18 protein-coding genes and 1 pseudogene are annotated in these 16967 nt (G+C 38.9%); 17 read left to right on the top strand and 2 right to left on the bottom strand.

Going from position 1 to position 16967, the window contains the following annotated elements; genetic code table 11:
• From O0V13_RS18855 to O0V13_RS18905, 11 genes are all read left to right on the top strand, one after another.
• A complete protein-coding gene (locus O0V13_RS18855) occupies nt 1-939 on the top strand; it encodes a glycosyltransferase family 2 protein (protein WP_268036548.1) in 939 nt (312 codons plus the stop codon).
• A gap of 13 nt (nt 940-952) precedes the next feature.
• Nucleotides 953-1801, top strand: coding sequence for a glycosyltransferase family 2 protein (locus O0V13_RS18860; protein ID WP_268036549.1), 849 nt, complete (start codon nt 953-955; stop codon nt 1799-1801).
• A gap of 246 nt (nt 1802-2047) precedes the next feature.
• The gene (locus O0V13_RS18865; protein WP_268036550.1) at nt 2048-2377 is read left to right on the top strand and encodes a carboxymuconolactone decarboxylase family protein; all 330 of its coding nucleotides are present in this window, start codon (nt 2048-2050) and stop codon (nt 2375-2377) included.
• A gap of 243 nt (nt 2378-2620) precedes the next feature.
• Nucleotides 2621-4057, top strand: coding sequence for a S41 family peptidase (locus O0V13_RS18870; protein ID WP_268036551.1), 1437 nt, complete (start codon nt 2621-2623; stop codon nt 4055-4057).
• A gap of 678 nt (nt 4058-4735) precedes the next feature.
• The gene (locus O0V13_RS18875; RefSeq protein WP_268036553.1) at nt 4736-5089 is read left to right on the top strand and encodes a DUF4870 domain-containing protein; all 354 of its coding nucleotides are present in this window, start codon (nt 4736-4738) and stop codon (nt 5087-5089) included.
• Nucleotides 5090-5113: 24 nt separating this feature from the next.
• Nucleotides 5114-6376 carry a hypothetical protein gene (locus tag O0V13_RS18880; protein WP_268036554.1) on the top strand — a complete coding sequence of 421 codons (1263 nt, stop codon included), beginning with the start codon at nt 5114-5116 and terminating at the stop codon, nt 6374-6376.
• A gap of 23 nt (nt 6377-6399) precedes the next feature.
• Nucleotides 6400-7047, top strand: coding sequence for a hypothetical protein (locus tag O0V13_RS18885; protein ID WP_268036555.1), 648 nt, complete (start codon nt 6400-6402; stop codon nt 7045-7047).
• A gap of 5 nt (nt 7048-7052) precedes the next feature.
• Nucleotides 7053-7628: a hypothetical protein gene (locus O0V13_RS18890; protein WP_268036556.1), complete on the top strand. Its 576-nt coding sequence runs from the start codon at nt 7053-7055 to the stop codon at nt 7626-7628.
• 4 nt (nt 7629-7632) lie between these two features.
• On the top strand, nt 7633-8565 hold the full coding sequence (locus tag O0V13_RS18895) for an OmpA family protein (RefSeq protein WP_268036557.1): 933 nt from the start codon (nt 7633-7635) through the stop codon (nt 8563-8565).
• A gap of 167 nt (nt 8566-8732) precedes the next feature.
• A complete protein-coding gene (locus O0V13_RS18900) occupies nt 8733-9353 on the top strand; it encodes a LuxR C-terminal-related transcriptional regulator (protein ID WP_268036559.1) in 621 nt (206 codons plus the stop codon).
• Between the two features lie 2 nt (nt 9354-9355).
• Nucleotides 9356-11239: a tetratricopeptide repeat-containing sensor histidine kinase gene (locus tag O0V13_RS18905; protein ID WP_268036561.1), complete on the top strand. Its 1884-nt coding sequence runs from the start codon at nt 9356-9358 to the stop codon at nt 11237-11239.
• A 610-nt stretch (nt 11240-11849) separates the two neighbouring features.
• Here O0V13_RS18905 and O0V13_RS18910 read toward each other — a convergent pair.
• Nucleotides 11850-12623, bottom strand: a complete 774-nt coding sequence (locus O0V13_RS18910) for a transposase (protein WP_268036563.1) — start codon at nt 12621-12623, stop codon at nt 11850-11852.
• Nucleotides 12624-13073: 450 nt separating this feature from the next.
• On the opposite strand from O0V13_RS18910, the gene O0V13_RS18915 reads away from it, so the two are divergent.
• From O0V13_RS18915 to O0V13_RS18935, 5 genes are all read left to right on the top strand, one after another.
• Complete coding sequence (locus tag O0V13_RS18915; RefSeq protein WP_268036565.1) at nt 13074-13586, top strand: sigma-70 family RNA polymerase sigma factor; 513 nt, start codon at nt 13074-13076, stop codon at nt 13584-13586.
• 286 nt (nt 13587-13872) lie between these two features.
• Nucleotides 13873-14277, top strand: coding sequence for a hypothetical protein (locus O0V13_RS18920; RefSeq protein WP_268036567.1), 405 nt, complete (start codon nt 13873-13875; stop codon nt 14275-14277).
• Between the two features lie 483 nt (nt 14278-14760).
• Nucleotides 14761-15003, top strand: a complete 243-nt coding sequence (locus tag O0V13_RS18925) for a helix-turn-helix domain-containing protein (protein WP_268036568.1) — start codon at nt 14761-14763, stop codon at nt 15001-15003.
• Complete coding sequence (locus O0V13_RS18930; RefSeq protein WP_268036569.1) at nt 14975-15289, top strand: HipA N-terminal domain-containing protein; 315 nt, start codon at nt 14975-14977, stop codon at nt 15287-15289. The genes O0V13_RS18925 and O0V13_RS18930 overlap by 29 nt, the downstream gene beginning before the upstream one ends.
• Nucleotides 15290-15417: 128 nt before the next feature.
• Nucleotides 15418-16260: a HipA domain-containing protein gene (locus O0V13_RS18935; protein WP_268036571.1), complete on the top strand. Its 843-nt coding sequence runs from the start codon at nt 15418-15420 to the stop codon at nt 16258-16260.
• A 28-nt stretch (nt 16261-16288) separates the two neighbouring features.
• Here the strand turns inward: O0V13_RS18935 and O0V13_RS18940 are convergent.
• A pseudogene (locus O0V13_RS18940) lies at nt 16289-16450 on the bottom strand (JAB domain-containing protein); the annotation flags it as partial.
• Between the two features lie 154 nt (nt 16451-16604).
• Between O0V13_RS18940 and O0V13_RS18945 the strand changes: the two are divergent.
• The gene (locus O0V13_RS18945) at nt 16605-16847 is read left to right on the top strand and encodes a hypothetical protein (RefSeq protein WP_268036572.1); all 243 of its coding nucleotides are present in this window, start codon (nt 16605-16607) and stop codon (nt 16845-16847) included.
• The last annotated feature ends 120 nt before the right edge of the window (nt 16848-16967 follow it).

Consider the following 16967-nt stretch of genomic DNA (forward strand, 5'->3'; position numbering starts at 1 on the left):
ATGAAAGTTTCCATTATTATTCCTACACATAATTACGGTGCCTTTCTGGCTGACTGTTTGGATTCGGTTTTGAATCAAACCTACCCGGACTGGGAAGCCTGGATTATTGATGACGGCTCAACCGATTCCACCTATGACCTCGTCAGGAAATATAAATCCTTAGATGAAAGAATCAATTACCATTTTCAACTCAATCAGGGATTATCCAATGCCCGAAACAAAGGGTTGGAGTTAATAGAAGGTGATTTTATTCAATTTTTGGATGCTGACGATAAACTCTCCAATGAAAAGATAACCCGACAGATTCGGCATTTCCAGGAGAATCCAAAAGTGGACATCTCCTATTGTCGAACCTATTTTTTCGAGCATGAAAACCCCAATAAGAAGTTCAGAGACTTTCGCCTTCAAAACAAGGATATTTTCCCGGTGATGGAAGGTCAGGGATTTGAAGTTCTATCAGTTTTAACGAATGCCAATTTCAATGTGGTATCAAGTCCTCTGATTCGAAAAAGTCATAAAACTGAATCAATAAGATTTAAAGAAACTGTCAGAAATTCTGAAGACTGGTATTACTGGCTGGAATGTGCATTCAAAGGTTGTCAATTCTCATTTCTTCCCAATCCAGAAGCATCCACCCATATAAGAGTCCATGCAGATAGCATGAGTCAACAAACATTCAACATGTATTACGGAGAACTCCAACTCAGAGACTGGCTATTTAACCAGCTCAATCTTTCAGGATTAGGCCCCAAAGAAAAAGAATTGCTGGTTCTTAAGAACCAGTATTTAAAAGAAAAACTGGTAAAACATTCCATGCTGACCGGTCCTTTATGGAGCTTCTCCCATTTAAAGGAAATCTATCCTCATCTGGGACTTACTAAATTGCTTCAATATCACAAAGAGGGCCGCAAACACCAGAAAAAAGCGCTTATAAACTAAAAAACCAAACTTTATGAACCAGGCTATTCAAACTAAGACCACTCCTCTTGTTTCAGTCATCGTTCCCTGTTTTAACCATGAACTTTTTTTAGAAGAAGCGGTAAATTCAGCACTTTCTTCTTCCTATCCTGACCTTGAAATAATCATTGTAGACGATGGGTCCAAAGATAAATCATTGGCCATAGCCAAGGAACTCGAGTTCAAACACCCTTTTCAAATCAGTGTATATTCCCAGGTGAATTCCGGACCTTCGGTAGCCCGAAATAAGGCCATTTCCCATGCAAATGGGGAATTTATCCTCCCCTTGGATGCAGATGATAAAATCAATCCCGACTATATTTCCAAAGGGGTCAAAGTATTGGAAGGGGACCGAAACATAAAATTGGTTTATTGTGAAGCTGAGAAATTTGGCAAAAAGTCAGGACATTGGAAATTGAAACCCTATTGTCCAAATGCACTGGCATTGGACAATATGATATTCGTATCCTCCCTGTTTAGAAAATCTGACTGGATGAATATCGGTGGATATGACGAAAGACTAAAATGGGGATGGGAAGATTGGGAATATTGGATCAACCTCCTCAAAGATGGAGGAAAGGTCCATAAGCTACCCTATGTTGGATTTTATTATAGGATCCACTCTGTTTCAAGAAGAAAATCTGTCAATAAAAAAATAAAAAAAATGACATTGCAGCTGCTCAATTCCAAACATGCAGGCTTTTTGAACCAACAATTGGGTGGTCCAATCCGAAACCCGAGAAGCTGGTCAAAATTCATCAATAAAACCTCTCAGGCTATTACCTACCTCTCAGCCATTCCCTACAAAAAACATTTCCAGATTCCCATATTGGAAAAAAAGTAATGCCTCTTTCATTTCAGTTATGTGGTTGGTAAACTCAATCAAAGTCACTGAAAAAAATTCTTTTTTGACCCACTCAAACCAACCCAGACATCGTCCTGTAAATATTCTCCTTCCCATTCAGGACATTCCAGCTTGCTTAACATCACTGCCCTTATTTGGATTTCAACAGGGTATATTTCCGCCCACCAGAAACAGGCATATAAATTATTGATAAAACTGTATACTTTATCTACTAACAGATTTAAGATGAAAGAATACCAGAACCCCAAAGACCGAAAATACACTCAGCAATTATTGGATTCGGCACCACAGGAATCCTCAGCCTTCATGAATCTTAAGCATACTGCTGAAAGGGCCGATGGAGTCATTCCTGTAAAATACCGAGAGCTCATGTCCATCGCAGTAGCCTTGACCACTCAATGTGCATACTGCCTGGAATCCCATATTCAGAATGCAAAAAATGCCGGAGCGACAAAGGAGGAAATTGCAGAAACTGTTTTTATTGCCTCTGCAATACGAGCTGGAGGAGCTGTTGGGAATGGATTGATGGCAATGCGGATCTTTGACGAAGTTTGATTTTTCAGCTCTAATTTTCAGCTTGTTGTAAGGGGTTTTCCAGAACTAGATCAGCCCCTCCCCTGTTTCGAATCAGGGTTTACTGAAGGAATCAGGAAATAAGAGGGAATAAAACCTGCATGAAAGCGTATTTACTCCCTTTTTGGGGAACCATTTTCGAAGGACTGGCTTTGTTATTCTTATTTGCTCATTGCTGACTAATAGTTGAACCCGTACCACTTTAAACTTTCCCTAAACTCCTTCATGCGTTTTCCAAGCATCATCTTTAGCGCTGTCTTTTTTCTTCTTTTCAATGCTGTAAACGGACAGCAAAAAATCAAACCCGAAAAACTACAGGAAGATTATCAATTTCTACTTCAGGAACTAAGGCTTCAACATCAAGGTCTTTATGAATACATCGATGAAAAACAAACCGATGAACTGCTGGACAGTATCGGGGCAACTCTAAACAGCCCTATGACCCAACTGGAATTTTTTGAAAAGCTATGGCATGTTCTGGCTTTGACAAATGAAGGACATACTTCCATGGAATTGCCCAAAAAAGCCATGGTGAAAATTGGTCTTTCCCAATCATTCCTCCCATTCACGGTCCGCGTGATGGACGAAAACCTGATTTTGACCCAGCATTTTGGAAAAGAGAATGAAGATTTAAAAAACGGATTGAGAATCACTTCCATCAATGGAAAACCTACTCAGGAAATCCTTTCCGAGCTTTACCCATTGATGCCGACCGATGGATTTAATGAAACAGCTAAACGGGAATGGATAGGAGGAACCAATTTTTCGCTCTTATACCGCCTTCATTTTGGCAAAACCCGCCAATTTGATCTGGTCTTGGAAGAATATGGCCAAGCCCAACCCATCAGGTTACAAATCCCCGCTGTTAGGTTTACCCGGTTCAAACGAAAGAATGCCCAATTGCAATCCATCCCTATGGAATACAACCGCTTTAAATTTGAGCAGATCAATGATTCGATCGCTTATTTGAGTATTCCCAGCTTCGGCGAAGATGACCTGGATTACGAAACTTTTTACAGAAACAGTTTTAGAAAAATGGATTCTTTGCAGATTCAGCACCTGATTCTGGACATTCAGGCTAATGGAGGAGGAACAGAAGGCAACGAAAACCTTCTTTTCAGCTATTTAAGTGAAGAGGTAATCCGGAAATATAAACAGGTGACCATGCTGAAAAAACCTTACCTCATCAACGAGGCAGACCCCTACTACCGGGAAGATAAATGGGCTTTTTCAGACAGCATTGCCTCAAGAGGTGATTTCACTTTGTACAGTAACTATTATTCAGATTTAGGATATCAAAAACCAGATTATGAGGACATTTTCCAGGGAAAACTTACTGTATTGACCAGTGGTAAAACATTCTCCGGAGGAGCTGAATTCGCCAGCATGATCCGAATGACAGACAGGGGGATTTTTATCGGTGAAGAAGTAGGAGGTGCTTATGAAGGGAATGTCAGTGGTTATTCTGAATTCATCCGGTTGCCACATTCTAAAATCGAAGTGGAAATTCCAACGGTTCACTTTCAACTTGATGTAAATCCAAAACAAAAAGGAAGAGGGGTGATTCCAGAATATATCGTGCCTCAGACCTGGGAAGATTATCTAAAGGCTGAAAACTCAAAAAAGAAATTTGCAATTCGAAAAATCATGAATCAACTCTAGCTTTCAGCGCCTGGTTAAACAACATGTTCCATTGAAGGAGTGATCATGCAGCTTGTCGTACAATCTCTCGGATATACAAACGATTGACCCTAAAACAGGTTAACCAATTCAATTCTGTCCACATCCCAAGCCTTAAAAAAAGAACTTTCAGCAGTTAATTAGTGGATAGTTAATAAAGGTTGGATCTTGAATTGGCCTAAAATCTTATGTCATTGGTTCGCTTGATTCCTCCCAATTTTTTCCAATCAGGCTTGCCTGCATTCCAGACTACTTTATCTCCATCAATCCCATTGGTATAGTGTCTTCCCTACTCTAGATTTCATTTCTGATTCCTGAAAGCATAAAATGGGCAAGGAAAAATTCCTTGATTTATTTTGAACAGGTGGATTTGCTAGGCAATCCCATCTTAGGATATAATTGTCCTAGTCATCCCTCCTCTTTCCAGGACCCAAAGACAAGGCCGGTGGATTTCTCCTACTTGGTTTTCATTCTTTTTACATCTTAAGGAAATAGAGCCCTTTCATCCTGTTTACGGGTTTTATCAGGGAAAACCCTGAGTTGAAAATTCCAAGTTCCCCCCTAAAAATCCATTCCCCAAACTGGAGAACTTTGGACCATTGGATTTTCAATTCGAAATCAACAAATAAAAACTCCATCAGACTAATCAATTGTAAGAATATGCAGAACCCTACCATTCCGAAGCAACCCACAGAAAAAGACAACAGGCAGGAAAATCTTGCCTTGGTCTCCTATTTAACCCTGATAGGCTTACTTGTGGCACTTATTTTAAATCAGGAAAAAAAAGACCATCTAACTTCTTTTCATATCCGCCAATCTCTAGGTATAGGTTTAACAGGCTTGGCGAGCGGTTTCGCAGGTCTCCTCCCCTACATAGGATGGCTGATTTCCTTTTCCGGATTTTTTTTCTGCATTTTTTTATGGATCAAAGGTCTGATCAATGCTATTCAAAGGAAGCAAATTCCGGTTCCGGTTCTTGGAAAAAGCTACCAACAATTGTTTGAGTCTCTCTAAACCACTGTTCCAACTTTTATTGCCATGAAAAGACTATTCATCATGTTATTCCTGCTGGCTGGAATTGAAGCAAGCAAGGCACAAGACCAATTCTTAAGCGGAACCTATTCAAGTACTTTTGGGAATATCACGCTGGTAGAAGAATCTAATGAAGCCAACCCTTCCAAAAAAGAAAAAATCATCTATGGAGATTACCGAAACCTGGGATCCATCCTTTCAACCTCTTACGAAATACCAACTGGAATATATGTTGGAGGAGCCAATAGGAAAATAAAGGGGGTTTTTATGAATGGGACCAATCCCGGGAGCTTTCAATGGGTATTTACCCCTGGACCCAACATCCAAAACCCACAGATCAAATTCGAAGGAATCTGGGGCTGGGGAAGTCAACTCAACGGAGGGGAATGGAAGGGAAGCAGAGAGTCCAATAAATCGGACATTAATCTAAAATTTGCCCAATGGAGTGGAAACTGGATGACCAGTTACGGAATGATTTTTCTGAAACAACATGGACATTCTGTCTCAGGGGATTACGGAACCAAAGGACAGATCCAGGGGACAGTACAGGGGAACAAACTCACGGGCACCTTTACCAATGGAAATACTAAAGGAAGCTTTGAATTTATTCTCAACGGCAATGTCTTTTCAGGAAAATGGGGCTGGGGAAAAAACCTGGATCAGGGAAATTGGAAAGGCACTAAAAAAGTAAAAACAAATACTGCATCAGCGGCTGGATTAAGCGAAATCAATGCAACGGTCACCCAAAATATTCAATACCGACTGACTCTGGATAAAATTATCGTACGATCCTCGGAGGATGGAATCAGTAGAACCTTTTCCGGGTATGAACTATTTGGAATTGCCTGGTGCAGAGCATATGATCTGAATGGAAAACAACTCTCTCCTTTGGATGTGCGATATACGGATTCCTATGGAAGATTTTGGGAAATTAAACCTCAAAATCACCTTTCAGACATGCGGTTGGGAGATCACTTCACCATAGGAAAATCCATCACCTTTGAATTTCCTGTAGGTTCTGGAAATAGCCTTGGGACAATTCTTTCAAAATCTACCTTTGAATTAACCGTAGAACTCAAAGATTATGACAGGACAAGTTCAAACGATATTTTGGGGAAGGAACGCATAACTTTTACAATTGATGAAGGCAATTTTTCCCCGCTGACGGATTCAAGGCTTCCTGCTCCTACTGGCCCCGGTATCCTCAATATCAGACATGGCAAAAAAGGACAAATCCAAGTCACTTACTATTTAGAAAGAATAAAATAAAACCTCAACCAGTCCATATACTTATGAAAAAAATAGGCTTTCTATTAATAGTACTTCCCTTGACTATCAGCTGTTCCACTCCAAGCAAATCCAGTATGGAAGTTTCCAATCAGGACTCTCAACCCTTGGAAGAAATAGCGGATGATTACATAGGGAATGAAGAAGACCAGAGTCTTCGATTGGGAAAGATCGAGTTTTCCGCTGAAAACCAAACGTTAGAAATCCAAGATTTCGGAATAGATCCCTACACCGTTATCACTTGGTTTACCCCTGAGAGTGGTATTGCCTCCATGGCCGGCGTCGTATTCAAATCCCATGATTTTCAACAAACGGTATTGATCAATTTTTCAGATTTCGATTCTATGGAGACCGATTTCATAGGAGAAAAGGAAGTTGAACAAAGTCAACCTATTATCTCCTTCGGGGCGGGACCGACCTCTTATATGTTTAGCGAAGGAAAGGTCAGTTTCAAAAGTTTTTCCAGAAAAACGGGAAAAGTAACCCTTAGAGTGGAAGGAAAATGCAACAAAACAGTTTTGACAGATCCCTCGGCCTTGAAAACGGGAGTTGAAGCGACATTAATTATTGATGCCTGGATGCCCTATGCTTCTATTGATGGCCTATCAAAATTGACTGAGGCAGCTGAAAAATTCCATATCAAACAAAATTGAACACAATGAATCTTAAGCAATCCATTTTTCTAATCCTTCTTATCTGGACCTTTCCTTCTTGTAAAGAGTCCGGTTTACAAACTGTATCCAGTCAAGGAGAGAATGAAATCAAGTCCGCGCAGACCTCCTCCCTGGATTCCAATTCTCGTATCAAACTCCTGATTGATGGTGACCAAATCTCTATGGATCAGGTCAATCTGGAGAAGAGTTACCTTCAGTTTTATTCTTCTGAAAGTGACATCGACTACGATGCCAGCTTTACCCTCTCTTCCCTCGATGGCACGCAAACTATATCTGCCACTATCGACGGTTTGCAAGGAGAAGGAAAAGACCTCATCGAAGGAAAAGTAGACATGACCCAAAACAACAGCCTTTTGATATTTAGTGATGGAAAGGAAACTTACCGGTTCATTGAAGGTGAAATCTGGGACATCTTTCTTGAAAAAGCCACTGGGAAAGTCCGTTTAAAGGCAGCCGGAAAAAGCATCAAAGGAAATGCCTATGCCCAAACTCATATCACCACACTTGAAATTGAAGTGCAATTCAAGGATATCAAAACCATCAACTACCAAAAGCAATAAAACCATGAAAAAGCTTCTCATTTTCTTCCTTTCCATCTTGTTATCCATCCCAACCTGGGCCCAGAGGGCAGATAAGGAAGGGAGCAAAGATCATCCCCTCATCCAACGGTTGAAGCAATCTTCCATCTTTTTTTACGAAGAAACTTCATTTGATCTTTATACGATTATCACGGGAGCTTCTGATGGAAGCCAATTTTCCTCAACCTTGGATGTGGAAGGGAAAATGGTCAGAATATTTTACACTTTGCCGACCGAGGCAGGGTCTGTTTATGAAATCTTTTCCAACTATTTAAATGCGTTCCAAAACAACGGTGCCGAAATTCTATTCAGTTGCAAAAACACCTCAGAGTGCGGCCGATACTTTTGGGACATATTGAGGGACATGGACCCAAAAATTCAAATGCCTGCCTATTATGGTGAAGAACTGGCTTATATCGCGGCCAAATTCAGTAAAGATGGCATGGGCTATTATGTTACAGTTCTTCCCGGATATGGTCTCAGTGAAATCGGTTATGAAATCACCGTGGTTGAAGTCAAGGAAATGGAACAACAAATCAATCTAGGAGCTGTGGAAAAAGCCATGAACGAAAACGGAAAAATCTCCCTATATGGTATTCTTTTCGATATAGGATCTGATGTTATCCAGGAAAGCTCTTTTGCTGAAATAGAACTGATTGCACAATACCTACAGAAACATCCTGATAAGAATGTCTATGTAGTTGGGCATACGGATAATACGGGAAGCTATGAAACCAATATTGGATTATCCAAAAGAAGGGCCCAATCTGTGAAAGATGCCCTGAAAAGTAAATTCGGAATTGCCTCTTCAAGGATGACAGCTGCAGGGGTAGGTCCTGTAGCTCCTGAAGCCCTAAACACCATGGAGGCAGGTCGAAAGAAAAACCGCAGAGTGGAGATAGTGCTCAATGAATTCTGACTTAAATAATTTCCAGTTGGGTTCTAACCTACTGGAAATTATTTACCTATCCATTCATTTTGATCAACAAATCTTACGTTTTAATAACTAAATCAACAGCAAATCTTCCATAAAAAACCAAATAAGCTATCTTTATTGGCATTGATAACCACTGTTAAGATAAAGAAATGCGAATTATCATCGCTGATGATCACTTTTTGGTTCTGGATGGCTTAGAGCTCCTATTATCAACCTTTGATTTTGTTAAAAAAACCAGTCGCTCCAGTGATTTGTCGGAATTAAATAAACAACTCCAAAAAGAGGTCTTTGACCTTCTGCTTCTGGATATTCGGTTCGGTAAACACGACGGACGAGAATTGATAGCAACATTGAAAAAAGATTATCCACTTCTGAAGATCATTGCTTTGACAAGCCAGGATGATCAAATGACCATTCAGTCCTCAGCAAAAGCGGGATTTGATGGGTATCTATTGAAAATAGATGGTAGAGAAGAAATTGAAAAAGCGTTAAAAGCGGTCTATGCAGGAGAAAAATATTTTAGTCCAATGACCCATCAAGCTTTTTTCAAAGCTGCCACCTCCCCTGTCAACCAAACCTTGACTCCTAGAGAAACAGAAATTTTACAGCTAATTGTTCAGGAAAAAAGCTCAAAAGAAATAGCAGAACAACTACACCTCTCTGAAAAAACCATAGAAACCCACCGGGGAAACATTATGATGAAACTGGAAGTGAAAAATATTGCCGGAATGGTGCGGTCTGCGATTATGAATGGTCTTGTATCCATTTGATCATGTATAGAAAACCACTGTTATTTTTTCTTTTATTCTTACCTGGACTAGCCCTGAAAGCCCAATATCATTTTCAGGAGCTATCCCCAGAAACTATAAAGCATTTCCAGGAAGCCAAAAACTGTTGGGATAACACCGAGGAATCCTGCATCCGTTTTTATAAAAACTTTGTCCAGGCAGCAGTGGAAAAAAATGAATGCATCCCCTGTACAGAAATTGAACTGGCCCGAGGCTATTATTTTGAGAGCTATTTAGATTCCTGTCTGCTTGTATTGGACCGGGTTCTGGAAAAAACTCCTCACCAAAAAGACACCCTTCGCCTTCGAATTGAACTTGATGCCTATAATTTAATTGGATCGGTTTTGAACCAGCAAGGCAAACAGCAGGAAGCGATTGAGGCCTACCTCGCCTGCGGAGAGAGAATTCAAGCACTTGATTTACAGGAACACGAAGCCCTAATGAATGTGAATCTAGGCCTATTATATCTGAATATGGATGACAACAGGCAGGCCATCAACTTGTTTAAATCGGCTTTACAGACGTTGGAAAAGCTGGGGATTTCCCGCCAGACAGCGATCATCAATAGAAATCTTGCCTTAGCTTACCTGGCAGAGGAACAATTGGATTCCATGTTGCAGATCCTACCAAAAACGCTCCAACTGGCGAAAGAACAAAAAAGTATCAATTCAGAAATAGGGGCTTATTCTCTTTTTGCTGAGGCATATGAGTTACAGTATCCTGACAGCTCCCTGTATTATGCGGATAAGGCGATTGAATTGGCCGATCAGTCCAACCGACCACACGAGAAAGCCGGAGCTCTATTTAGCAAAGCAAATGTCTTGATAAATCAGGGAAATTATCAGCAGGCCAAGCCCTATTATTTGGAGTCAATAGACCTATATACCAACACCCAGCGGTATGCTGTGATTCGCCGGCTCTACCGACAATTGGGTAAAAGCGCTTTCCAACATAAGGATTATGAAATCGCTGCCAGGTATTTGAATCTATATGCTACAGTCAGTGATTCGATTGCAGACCAAGAATCCCAAAAGATTGTCAGGGACTTAAATACCAAATACGAAACAGCAAAAAAAGAAAACCTGATTAATGAACAGGAACTCCAAATCCAAAAGGAAAAAACCAACACATTGATTGCCCTTTTTACTGTATTGTTCCTCCTTTTATTTTTTCTATTCACGTTCCTATTCATTCGTAAAAATCATCGAATAAAATTAAAACAAGCTCATCAAGAGAAAGAACAGGCTATTCTGGCGGCATTTATCCAAGGGGAAGAGCGGGAAAGAAACCGGATTTCTTATGAATTACATGATGGAGTTGCTGCCATGATCAGTGCGGCAAAAATGACGTTGGGCACTCTCACTTATTTATCAGATGAAAAACAAAAGGAGCAGATCTCAAAAATTGCTTCCATATTAACAGACACCCATCAAGATATCCGTCACATTGCACACAACTTATTGCCCACAACTTTGGAAGAAGAGGGGCTGGTACAGGCTATCAAACAATTTGTTTCCGAGATCAATGAATCAAACTTGATTCATTTCTCTGTATTGGACCAACAGAGCAAAGCACACCTTCTCTCCCGTCAATTGCAACTGATGCTTTTTAGGATCATTCAGGAATTGGTCAACAACATTATCAAACATTCCCAGGCCCGAAATGCTACTATTCTATTCAGCACTCAAAATAAAAACCTCTTCGTAGAAATCACCGATGATGGAATCGGATACCAAGCCAAAGAAAAAGGGGATTCTCAAGGTCTATTCAGCATCCAACAAAGACTTCACTCCATTGGTGGGGATTTTAGCATTAAAAAGAAGAATGACAAAGGAACCCAGGTTATTGTTCAGTTAGATATTCCATAATCCTGTCCTTCCTCCAAGCCCCCCTCCAACTAGGGAGAGATAGCCCTCTTTAAAATTATACGAAGGCCGTTTTTATATCTAACTCACCGTGCCGTTACTTTGGAAATTCAAATTAATAATTAAAGAGGCTTATTGAGACAATGTTCGTATGCAAAAAAAATCCCGGGGAATTCCCCGGGACAAAAGTGGCAAGTTCTTCTAATCACTAGTTATTCCGGCAACAATCCATTCACAGGTAACATCAAAACAACTGTTGAAATAATCAGAACTCATTCTGTTTTCAACAATGAATTTTAAATAGTTACGGTTAAGTAAAAGCGGAGTGCGGGAAGTTCGGTCCACTCCTCACTCTATTTACTATTAAGTTTATATATAGAAAAAATTGAAATTTAATTACTTAACCCGTATTACGCTTATATAATGTTGCCTGTAGTTACTTTTTGACTTCAGACTTTTTAAAAACTCATCTGCAGTCATTATTGGCAAAAGCGATTTCTTAAAATCTTTTCCATTTCTTGTGATTTTCATTTCACAATTAGATTCCGTTGCACTAAAATATTGAAGTGCATTTTCAGTCAGTTTTAATTCTGACTAACGAACCCGAAAACCTTTAAAAATCTACTGTTTTTAGGCCTAGGTCGTCTTCTGTGAGACCGAATTTATTGATTTGCTTCTTTATCCTTTTAACTAATCCCAGCTTTCTTTTTTGATCTAAAAAGAGATAGCCTTCTGGATTGATGTAGCGTACTCCCTTGACCACCAAATTCCAGAAAATAACTGCCAACTTTCTAGCTGTTGCACTGATGGCTGCAACTCTTCCTTTTCGGAAGTTGATGCGGTGGAAAAAGTCCCGCAAGGGAGTGGAATCTTTAAGATTTCTGATTGCATTTGGTGCATTACGCAGTGCTATTTTCAGACGGTTGCTTCCTTTTGGGACTTTACTGGAGAGAAGCTTGCCTCCGCTGATTTTATTGTTGGGTGCAAGTCGCAGCCAACTGGCAAAATGCTTGGCAGTTTTGAATCTTATCCTTTCCAACCCAACTTCACTCATTAGGGCCAAGATGGTCGAATAACTCATGCCTTCAATGGCCAACAGATCGGTCCCTTCAAACATCTGATAGGATCTCAGATTCAGATCGATGTCTTTGGGCGTATTCTTATTCACCCTTTTGTGTGGATTTGGTCCTTGGTAAGGTTTCTTTGTCAAATAATTGGAAGGTAATCCAAGGGAATTCCAAGGTTTTCTCCAAGGGACAACACCCTGTTCCAATTTTTCCAATATCAGTTGAGTAAATCTCTCATAGCGATCGAGCTTATTATTCTGTTTGCCATATACAGTTGATCTTCTTTTACCATTTCCAGATTTTATAACCGCAGTCTTCATAGTTTTTTGTGTTTTGGTTTGACTAATACTTGTGAAGCTGTACCAGCCTGAGCCGGGGACTAAGGGCAAGAGGAAACGGAATAAACCAGCATAGGAGTGAGAGTAGGCTTTATGCCGTAGTCTCTTGTCCCATGTGCATGGCTCAGGCTAAATTGGTGGAAGAAGGAATTGTAAAAATTAAGTCTTTGAGATATTTTTTGAAAAAGACAGAAAGTTAGGTTTTGGAAAAAACATAAGAAAAAGTATCCTTTTACCAACTTTCCAGTCTACCTGTTGAACCAAAAAATAAACAACTATGAATTCATGTACCTGCACTTCCTGTTCTTGTTATCAATGCAATTGTGGGGATTGCTCAAAAGGCAATTGCCCCTGTGAAAAATGCAATTGTGATTCCTGCTCTTGCTGCAAATAATAGGCACACTCCTGGGATGAATCGTTAAATTTCTAATTATGGACTCAGAAGAAATCTATCAAAAGTATTATTCAAACCTTTTTTTCTTTATCCTCAAAAAGGTAAAAGACGAAGTGGTAACAAAGGATATTTTACAGACTTCTTTTCTAAAAATCCATGAGAAAAAGCACCAACTCAAAGAAAAAAGCAAACTGAAGGCTTGGGTATTTCAGATTGTCAGAAATGAAATAGACAATCATTTCTACTCCATCAATACCCAGCCTTTCAAAGAGCTTCCCTCAGAAAGCTTTACCGAAGGAGCATGTTGCCTGGATAGGTTCATTGATGAACTTCCTATACTTTATCAAGCCCCGGTAAAACTCATCTATTTTGAAGGAAAGTCCCAACAGAAAGCTGCAAATCTATTAGGAATCAGTCTAGCTGCTGTTAAAGGTCGAATCAGACGGGCTAAGGAAATCTTAAAAGAAAAATTCATAACCTGCTGCAAATACCAGGTCAATGAAAATAATCAGCTCATAGGAGAACCGGATTGCGAAGTTTGTAATTCCTGATGAATGGATTTTAATTCACCAAGTAACATCCTTAATAGTTTATTTGGGAAAGGATAGAATATTTTTCTTTCATCCCTAAATACGCTTTAATTGATTAGAATTAAACTACCAATAAAATATTCTGACTGATTTGGAAAACCTAAATCGACATTTTCAAAAAATGAATTAATTAATACTATTTATTTTAAAGGATATAAATAATCAAAACTCTCTATTTAAGGATATTATATAAACATTTCTAAATTGCGCTCAATTCACTTTTGAACAATATTAATCCCCTATTACAATGAGAGATTTAATTAAAGATTCAATCCTAGATCTAAAAAAGTCAAATGACTTTATTTATGTCACCTCAGATGGAAAAAAAATTGACCTTCAAGAAGCTGCCGCAAGAGGAATTGCAGTAACTCCTGTAAACCCAAAACAGGAAGTAATCAAAAAACTAGAGGAAGTCGGCCTATTTCTAACCGACACCAAATTTGTATCTGAATTAAATGAATTGATTGCGGCCCTTAACGGCAAAAGCTCTACCAAATCAAATCCAAAAAGGAGAACATTTTCCGATTCTGAGAAAAATAAAATCGTTTCAGAATGGAAAAAAGTAGAAGCTGCGGGATCTAAAACAAAGGCTGCTTTTGCAAGAGAAATCGGTATTGGTTACCAAACCTTTATCAACTGGTTAAGAGATTAAAATTTAACACTAAAATTAACCAATAAAAGGCAGTCGATTGGTTGCCTTTTATTTTATGTGTGTCTACACTTAAAGGCTGTTACTTTTTAATCTCATATTATTTTAAGATCGAACTGCATTATTCTTTTACACTTTTAGTATAAGGGAGAATTATTACAAGGACTCAATACTGAAGCGACATAGGTCTGGAGGAAAAGGAATAAAGGCATAGTGAATCTAAGCGGCTTCAAGGCTTAAAACACTGGTTTATCCTATTCAATATTTATAGTAAACTATCAGTGAGGTCATAATGGAATGCACAAAATCCAATTCCTCTAAATTCGTATTTGTCGTTCCTAAACTGGTTTCATCCCCTTTAAAATTTGTCTTTAAGCCCAAAAATACACCCTTTTAGGTATAATTTTTATATCTTAGAATAAATTATACCCAATTAGGTATAATACTCAAACAAACACCTTAAATTGTACCCATATAGGTATAACCATGAAAAAGTGGAATAGGAATAATGCAATTGCGGATTTTGTAAGGTCAAGGCGTAAAAACTCCAAACTTACACAAATTGAATTAGCTGATATAACGGGCGTAGGAATTCGGTTTTTGCGTGAATTAGAACAGGGAAAACCCAATTTAATGACAGATAAAATCAATCAAATACTGTTGTTTTTTGGGCATACATTAACACCAACCCCTATAAGCGATGAGGCAAGGAGAAATTTGGGTAAATAACCTAAAAGCAGGAATACTTACTGAAGATGAAACCGGATATCATTTCCAATACCTGCAAGAATATTTAGCGAAAGAAAAATCGCTACCGGTCTCTTTAACTTTACCGATGCAACAAGACTCATTTCATTCAGAAAATTTGTTCCCATTTTTTGATGGCCTAATACCGGAAGGGTGGTTATTGGATGTAGTCCATAATAACTGGAAAATAAATCCACGAGATCGCATGGGCTTGCTATTGACAACCTGTAGAAACTGTATAGGTAATATTAGTGTAAGAAGTATATGAACTATTGTCTAGCCTGTAATCAAGAGTTAAAAGGTAGTTTCAAATACCATGAAAGCTGCTTAAAGGAATTTTGGAAAGGAGACAGTCCTGTTCAGGAGCTGGACTATGAGCTTACCAAAATAGACGATTTGGCCAAAGAAAATGTAGCTCAAAGAGTCATTGTCACTGGAGTACAACCCAAATTATCACTAGGATTTCCGGAAAGTGGTGAGAAAAACAGGTTAACAATTGTAGGAGCCTTAAACGGTAGATATATTTTAAAACCACCTATTGAATTATATCCCCAGATGCCAGAAATGGAGGCTCTATCAATGTTATTGGCTCAATCCTGCGGAGTTGAAACAGTCCCCTTCTTATTGATACCTATGAAAAGTGGAGAACTGGCATATCTGACAAGACGCATAGACCGTCAGGGAAAGGATAAAAAATATCCCATGGAAGATGCATGTCAATTTACAGAGCGTTTAACAGAACACAAATACAGGGGTTCTTATGAACAAATAGCCAAGGGCATCCTAACCTATACCCAAAACCCATTACTTGAGGTAGTCAAATTTTACCAGCAAGTAATCGTTTCTTTTCTCATTGGCAATAACGACATGCACTTAAAAAACTTTTCTTTGGTCGCATTTCAAGATAACCAGTACCAATTGGCACCAGCTTATGATATGGTAGCGGTTAAACTGTTAATTCCAGAGGATCCAGAGGAATTAGCACTGAACCTGAACGGTAAAAAAAGAAAGCTAAATCAAAAAGACTTTAACAAGGCTATGGCCAATGCGCACATACCTGAAAAAGCCATAAAAAATCTTTGGAAAAGGATTGAAAAAGGTATGCAAAATTGGAATGGGTTGATCAAACATAGTTTTTTAAGTAATGAATTGAAAACAGCATATTTAGAACTCATTAAACTAAAGGCTGATCAAGTTGAATTGGATTTGAAGTCAAATGAAAATGGTATAAAGCCATAGAGCAGCCTATTCAAGACAAAGAGAAGCCCTAAAGCTCCCCTTCATCTGCAAAGGAATAATATCCTTCTGTAGTCACTATCAAATGATCCAATACAGGTATATCCAAGATTCTCGCGGCATCTTTGAGTCTTGCAGTCAATCTTTTATCCTGCTCAGAAGGCATCAAATTTCCGGAAGGGTGATTATGAGCCTTATGTAAAGCTTTACATAATGGACATTATGAAAAGAAAATTTTTATGTAAAGTAATGTATTCAACCTATTCATATTCAGTCTTTTGACACGAATGTACTTTACATAATATTCTTCGATAGTATTGCAATTATTCACTTAAAATCATTGCAATATGAAAGACGAATTAAAGGATTTTACTATCCTTACCAGAAAGGTGGCAGACTACCTCGATTCCCGGCTTAATTTTTCTTCTTCTGCCATCAATGAATATCAGAAGATTTGGCGACGGGTTCGCTTCTTTATGGATTCAAAGGGCTATCTGCATTATAATTCTGAAGTAGAAAAAGAGCTTTTCCGATATCACTTTGGTTGCCGGTCCAAAAGAGAACTTCATACCCGGGAAGTACGCCTTTAAAATGGCATAAAAATGCTGTTGGATTTTAAGACGCTTGATAAAGTAAACTTGTTGGCTCGCCAGAAGTTGAAACCATTGGTTTTTACCGGTCCGATGGGGGATGTTATCAATAACTATATA

Origin of the sequence: Algoriphagus sp. PAP.12 (assembly GCF_026652115.1) — a bacterium.
Classification (GTDB): Bacteria; Bacteroidota; Bacteroidia; order Cytophagales; family Cyclobacteriaceae; genus Algoriphagus.

Coding starts and splice junctions, on each gene's coding strand:
- O0V13_RS18885 (WP_268036555.1), top strand. CDS start 6,400: ATGAAAAAAATAGGCTTTCTATTAATAGTACTTCCCTTGACTATCAGC.
- O0V13_RS18875 (WP_268036553.1), top strand. CDS start 4,736: ATGCAGAACCCTACCATTCCGAAGCAACCCACAGAAAAAGACAACAGG.
- O0V13_RS18855 (WP_268036548.1), top strand. CDS start 1: ATGAAAGTTTCCATTATTATTCCTACACATAATTACGGTGCCTTTCTG.
- O0V13_RS18860 (WP_268036549.1), top strand. CDS start 953: ATGAACCAGGCTATTCAAACTAAGACCACTCCTCTTGTTTCAGTCATC.
- O0V13_RS18900 (WP_268036559.1), top strand. CDS start 8,733: ATGCGAATTATCATCGCTGATGATCACTTTTTGGTTCTGGATGGCTTA.
- O0V13_RS18945 (WP_268036572.1), top strand. CDS start 16,605: ATGAAAGACGAATTAAAGGATTTTACTATCCTTACCAGAAAGGTGGCA.
- O0V13_RS18910 (WP_268036563.1), bottom strand. CDS start 12,623: ATGAAGACTGCGGTTATAAAATCTGGAAATGGTAAAAGAAGATCAACT.
- O0V13_RS18895 (WP_268036557.1), top strand. CDS start 7,633: ATGAAAAAGCTTCTCATTTTCTTCCTTTCCATCTTGTTATCCATCCCA.
- O0V13_RS18930 (WP_268036569.1), top strand. CDS start 14,975: ATGAGGCAAGGAGAAATTTGGGTAAATAACCTAAAAGCAGGAATACTT.
- O0V13_RS18870 (WP_268036551.1), top strand. CDS start 2,621: ATGCGTTTTCCAAGCATCATCTTTAGCGCTGTCTTTTTTCTTCTTTTC.
- O0V13_RS18925 (WP_268036568.1), top strand. CDS start 14,761: ATGAAAAAGTGGAATAGGAATAATGCAATTGCGGATTTTGTAAGGTCA.
- O0V13_RS18890 (WP_268036556.1), top strand. CDS start 7,053: ATGAATCTTAAGCAATCCATTTTTCTAATCCTTCTTATCTGGACCTTT.
- O0V13_RS18905 (WP_268036561.1), top strand. CDS start 9,356: ATGTATAGAAAACCACTGTTATTTTTTCTTTTATTCTTACCTGGACTA.
- O0V13_RS18915 (WP_268036565.1), top strand. CDS start 13,074: ATGGACTCAGAAGAAATCTATCAAAAGTATTATTCAAACCTTTTTTTC.
- O0V13_RS18865 (WP_268036550.1), top strand. CDS start 2,048: ATGAAAGAATACCAGAACCCCAAAGACCGAAAATACACTCAGCAATTA.
- O0V13_RS18880 (WP_268036554.1), top strand. CDS start 5,114: ATGAAAAGACTATTCATCATGTTATTCCTGCTGGCTGGAATTGAAGCA.
- O0V13_RS18920 (WP_268036567.1), top strand. CDS start 13,873: ATGAGAGATTTAATTAAAGATTCAATCCTAGATCTAAAAAAGTCAAAT.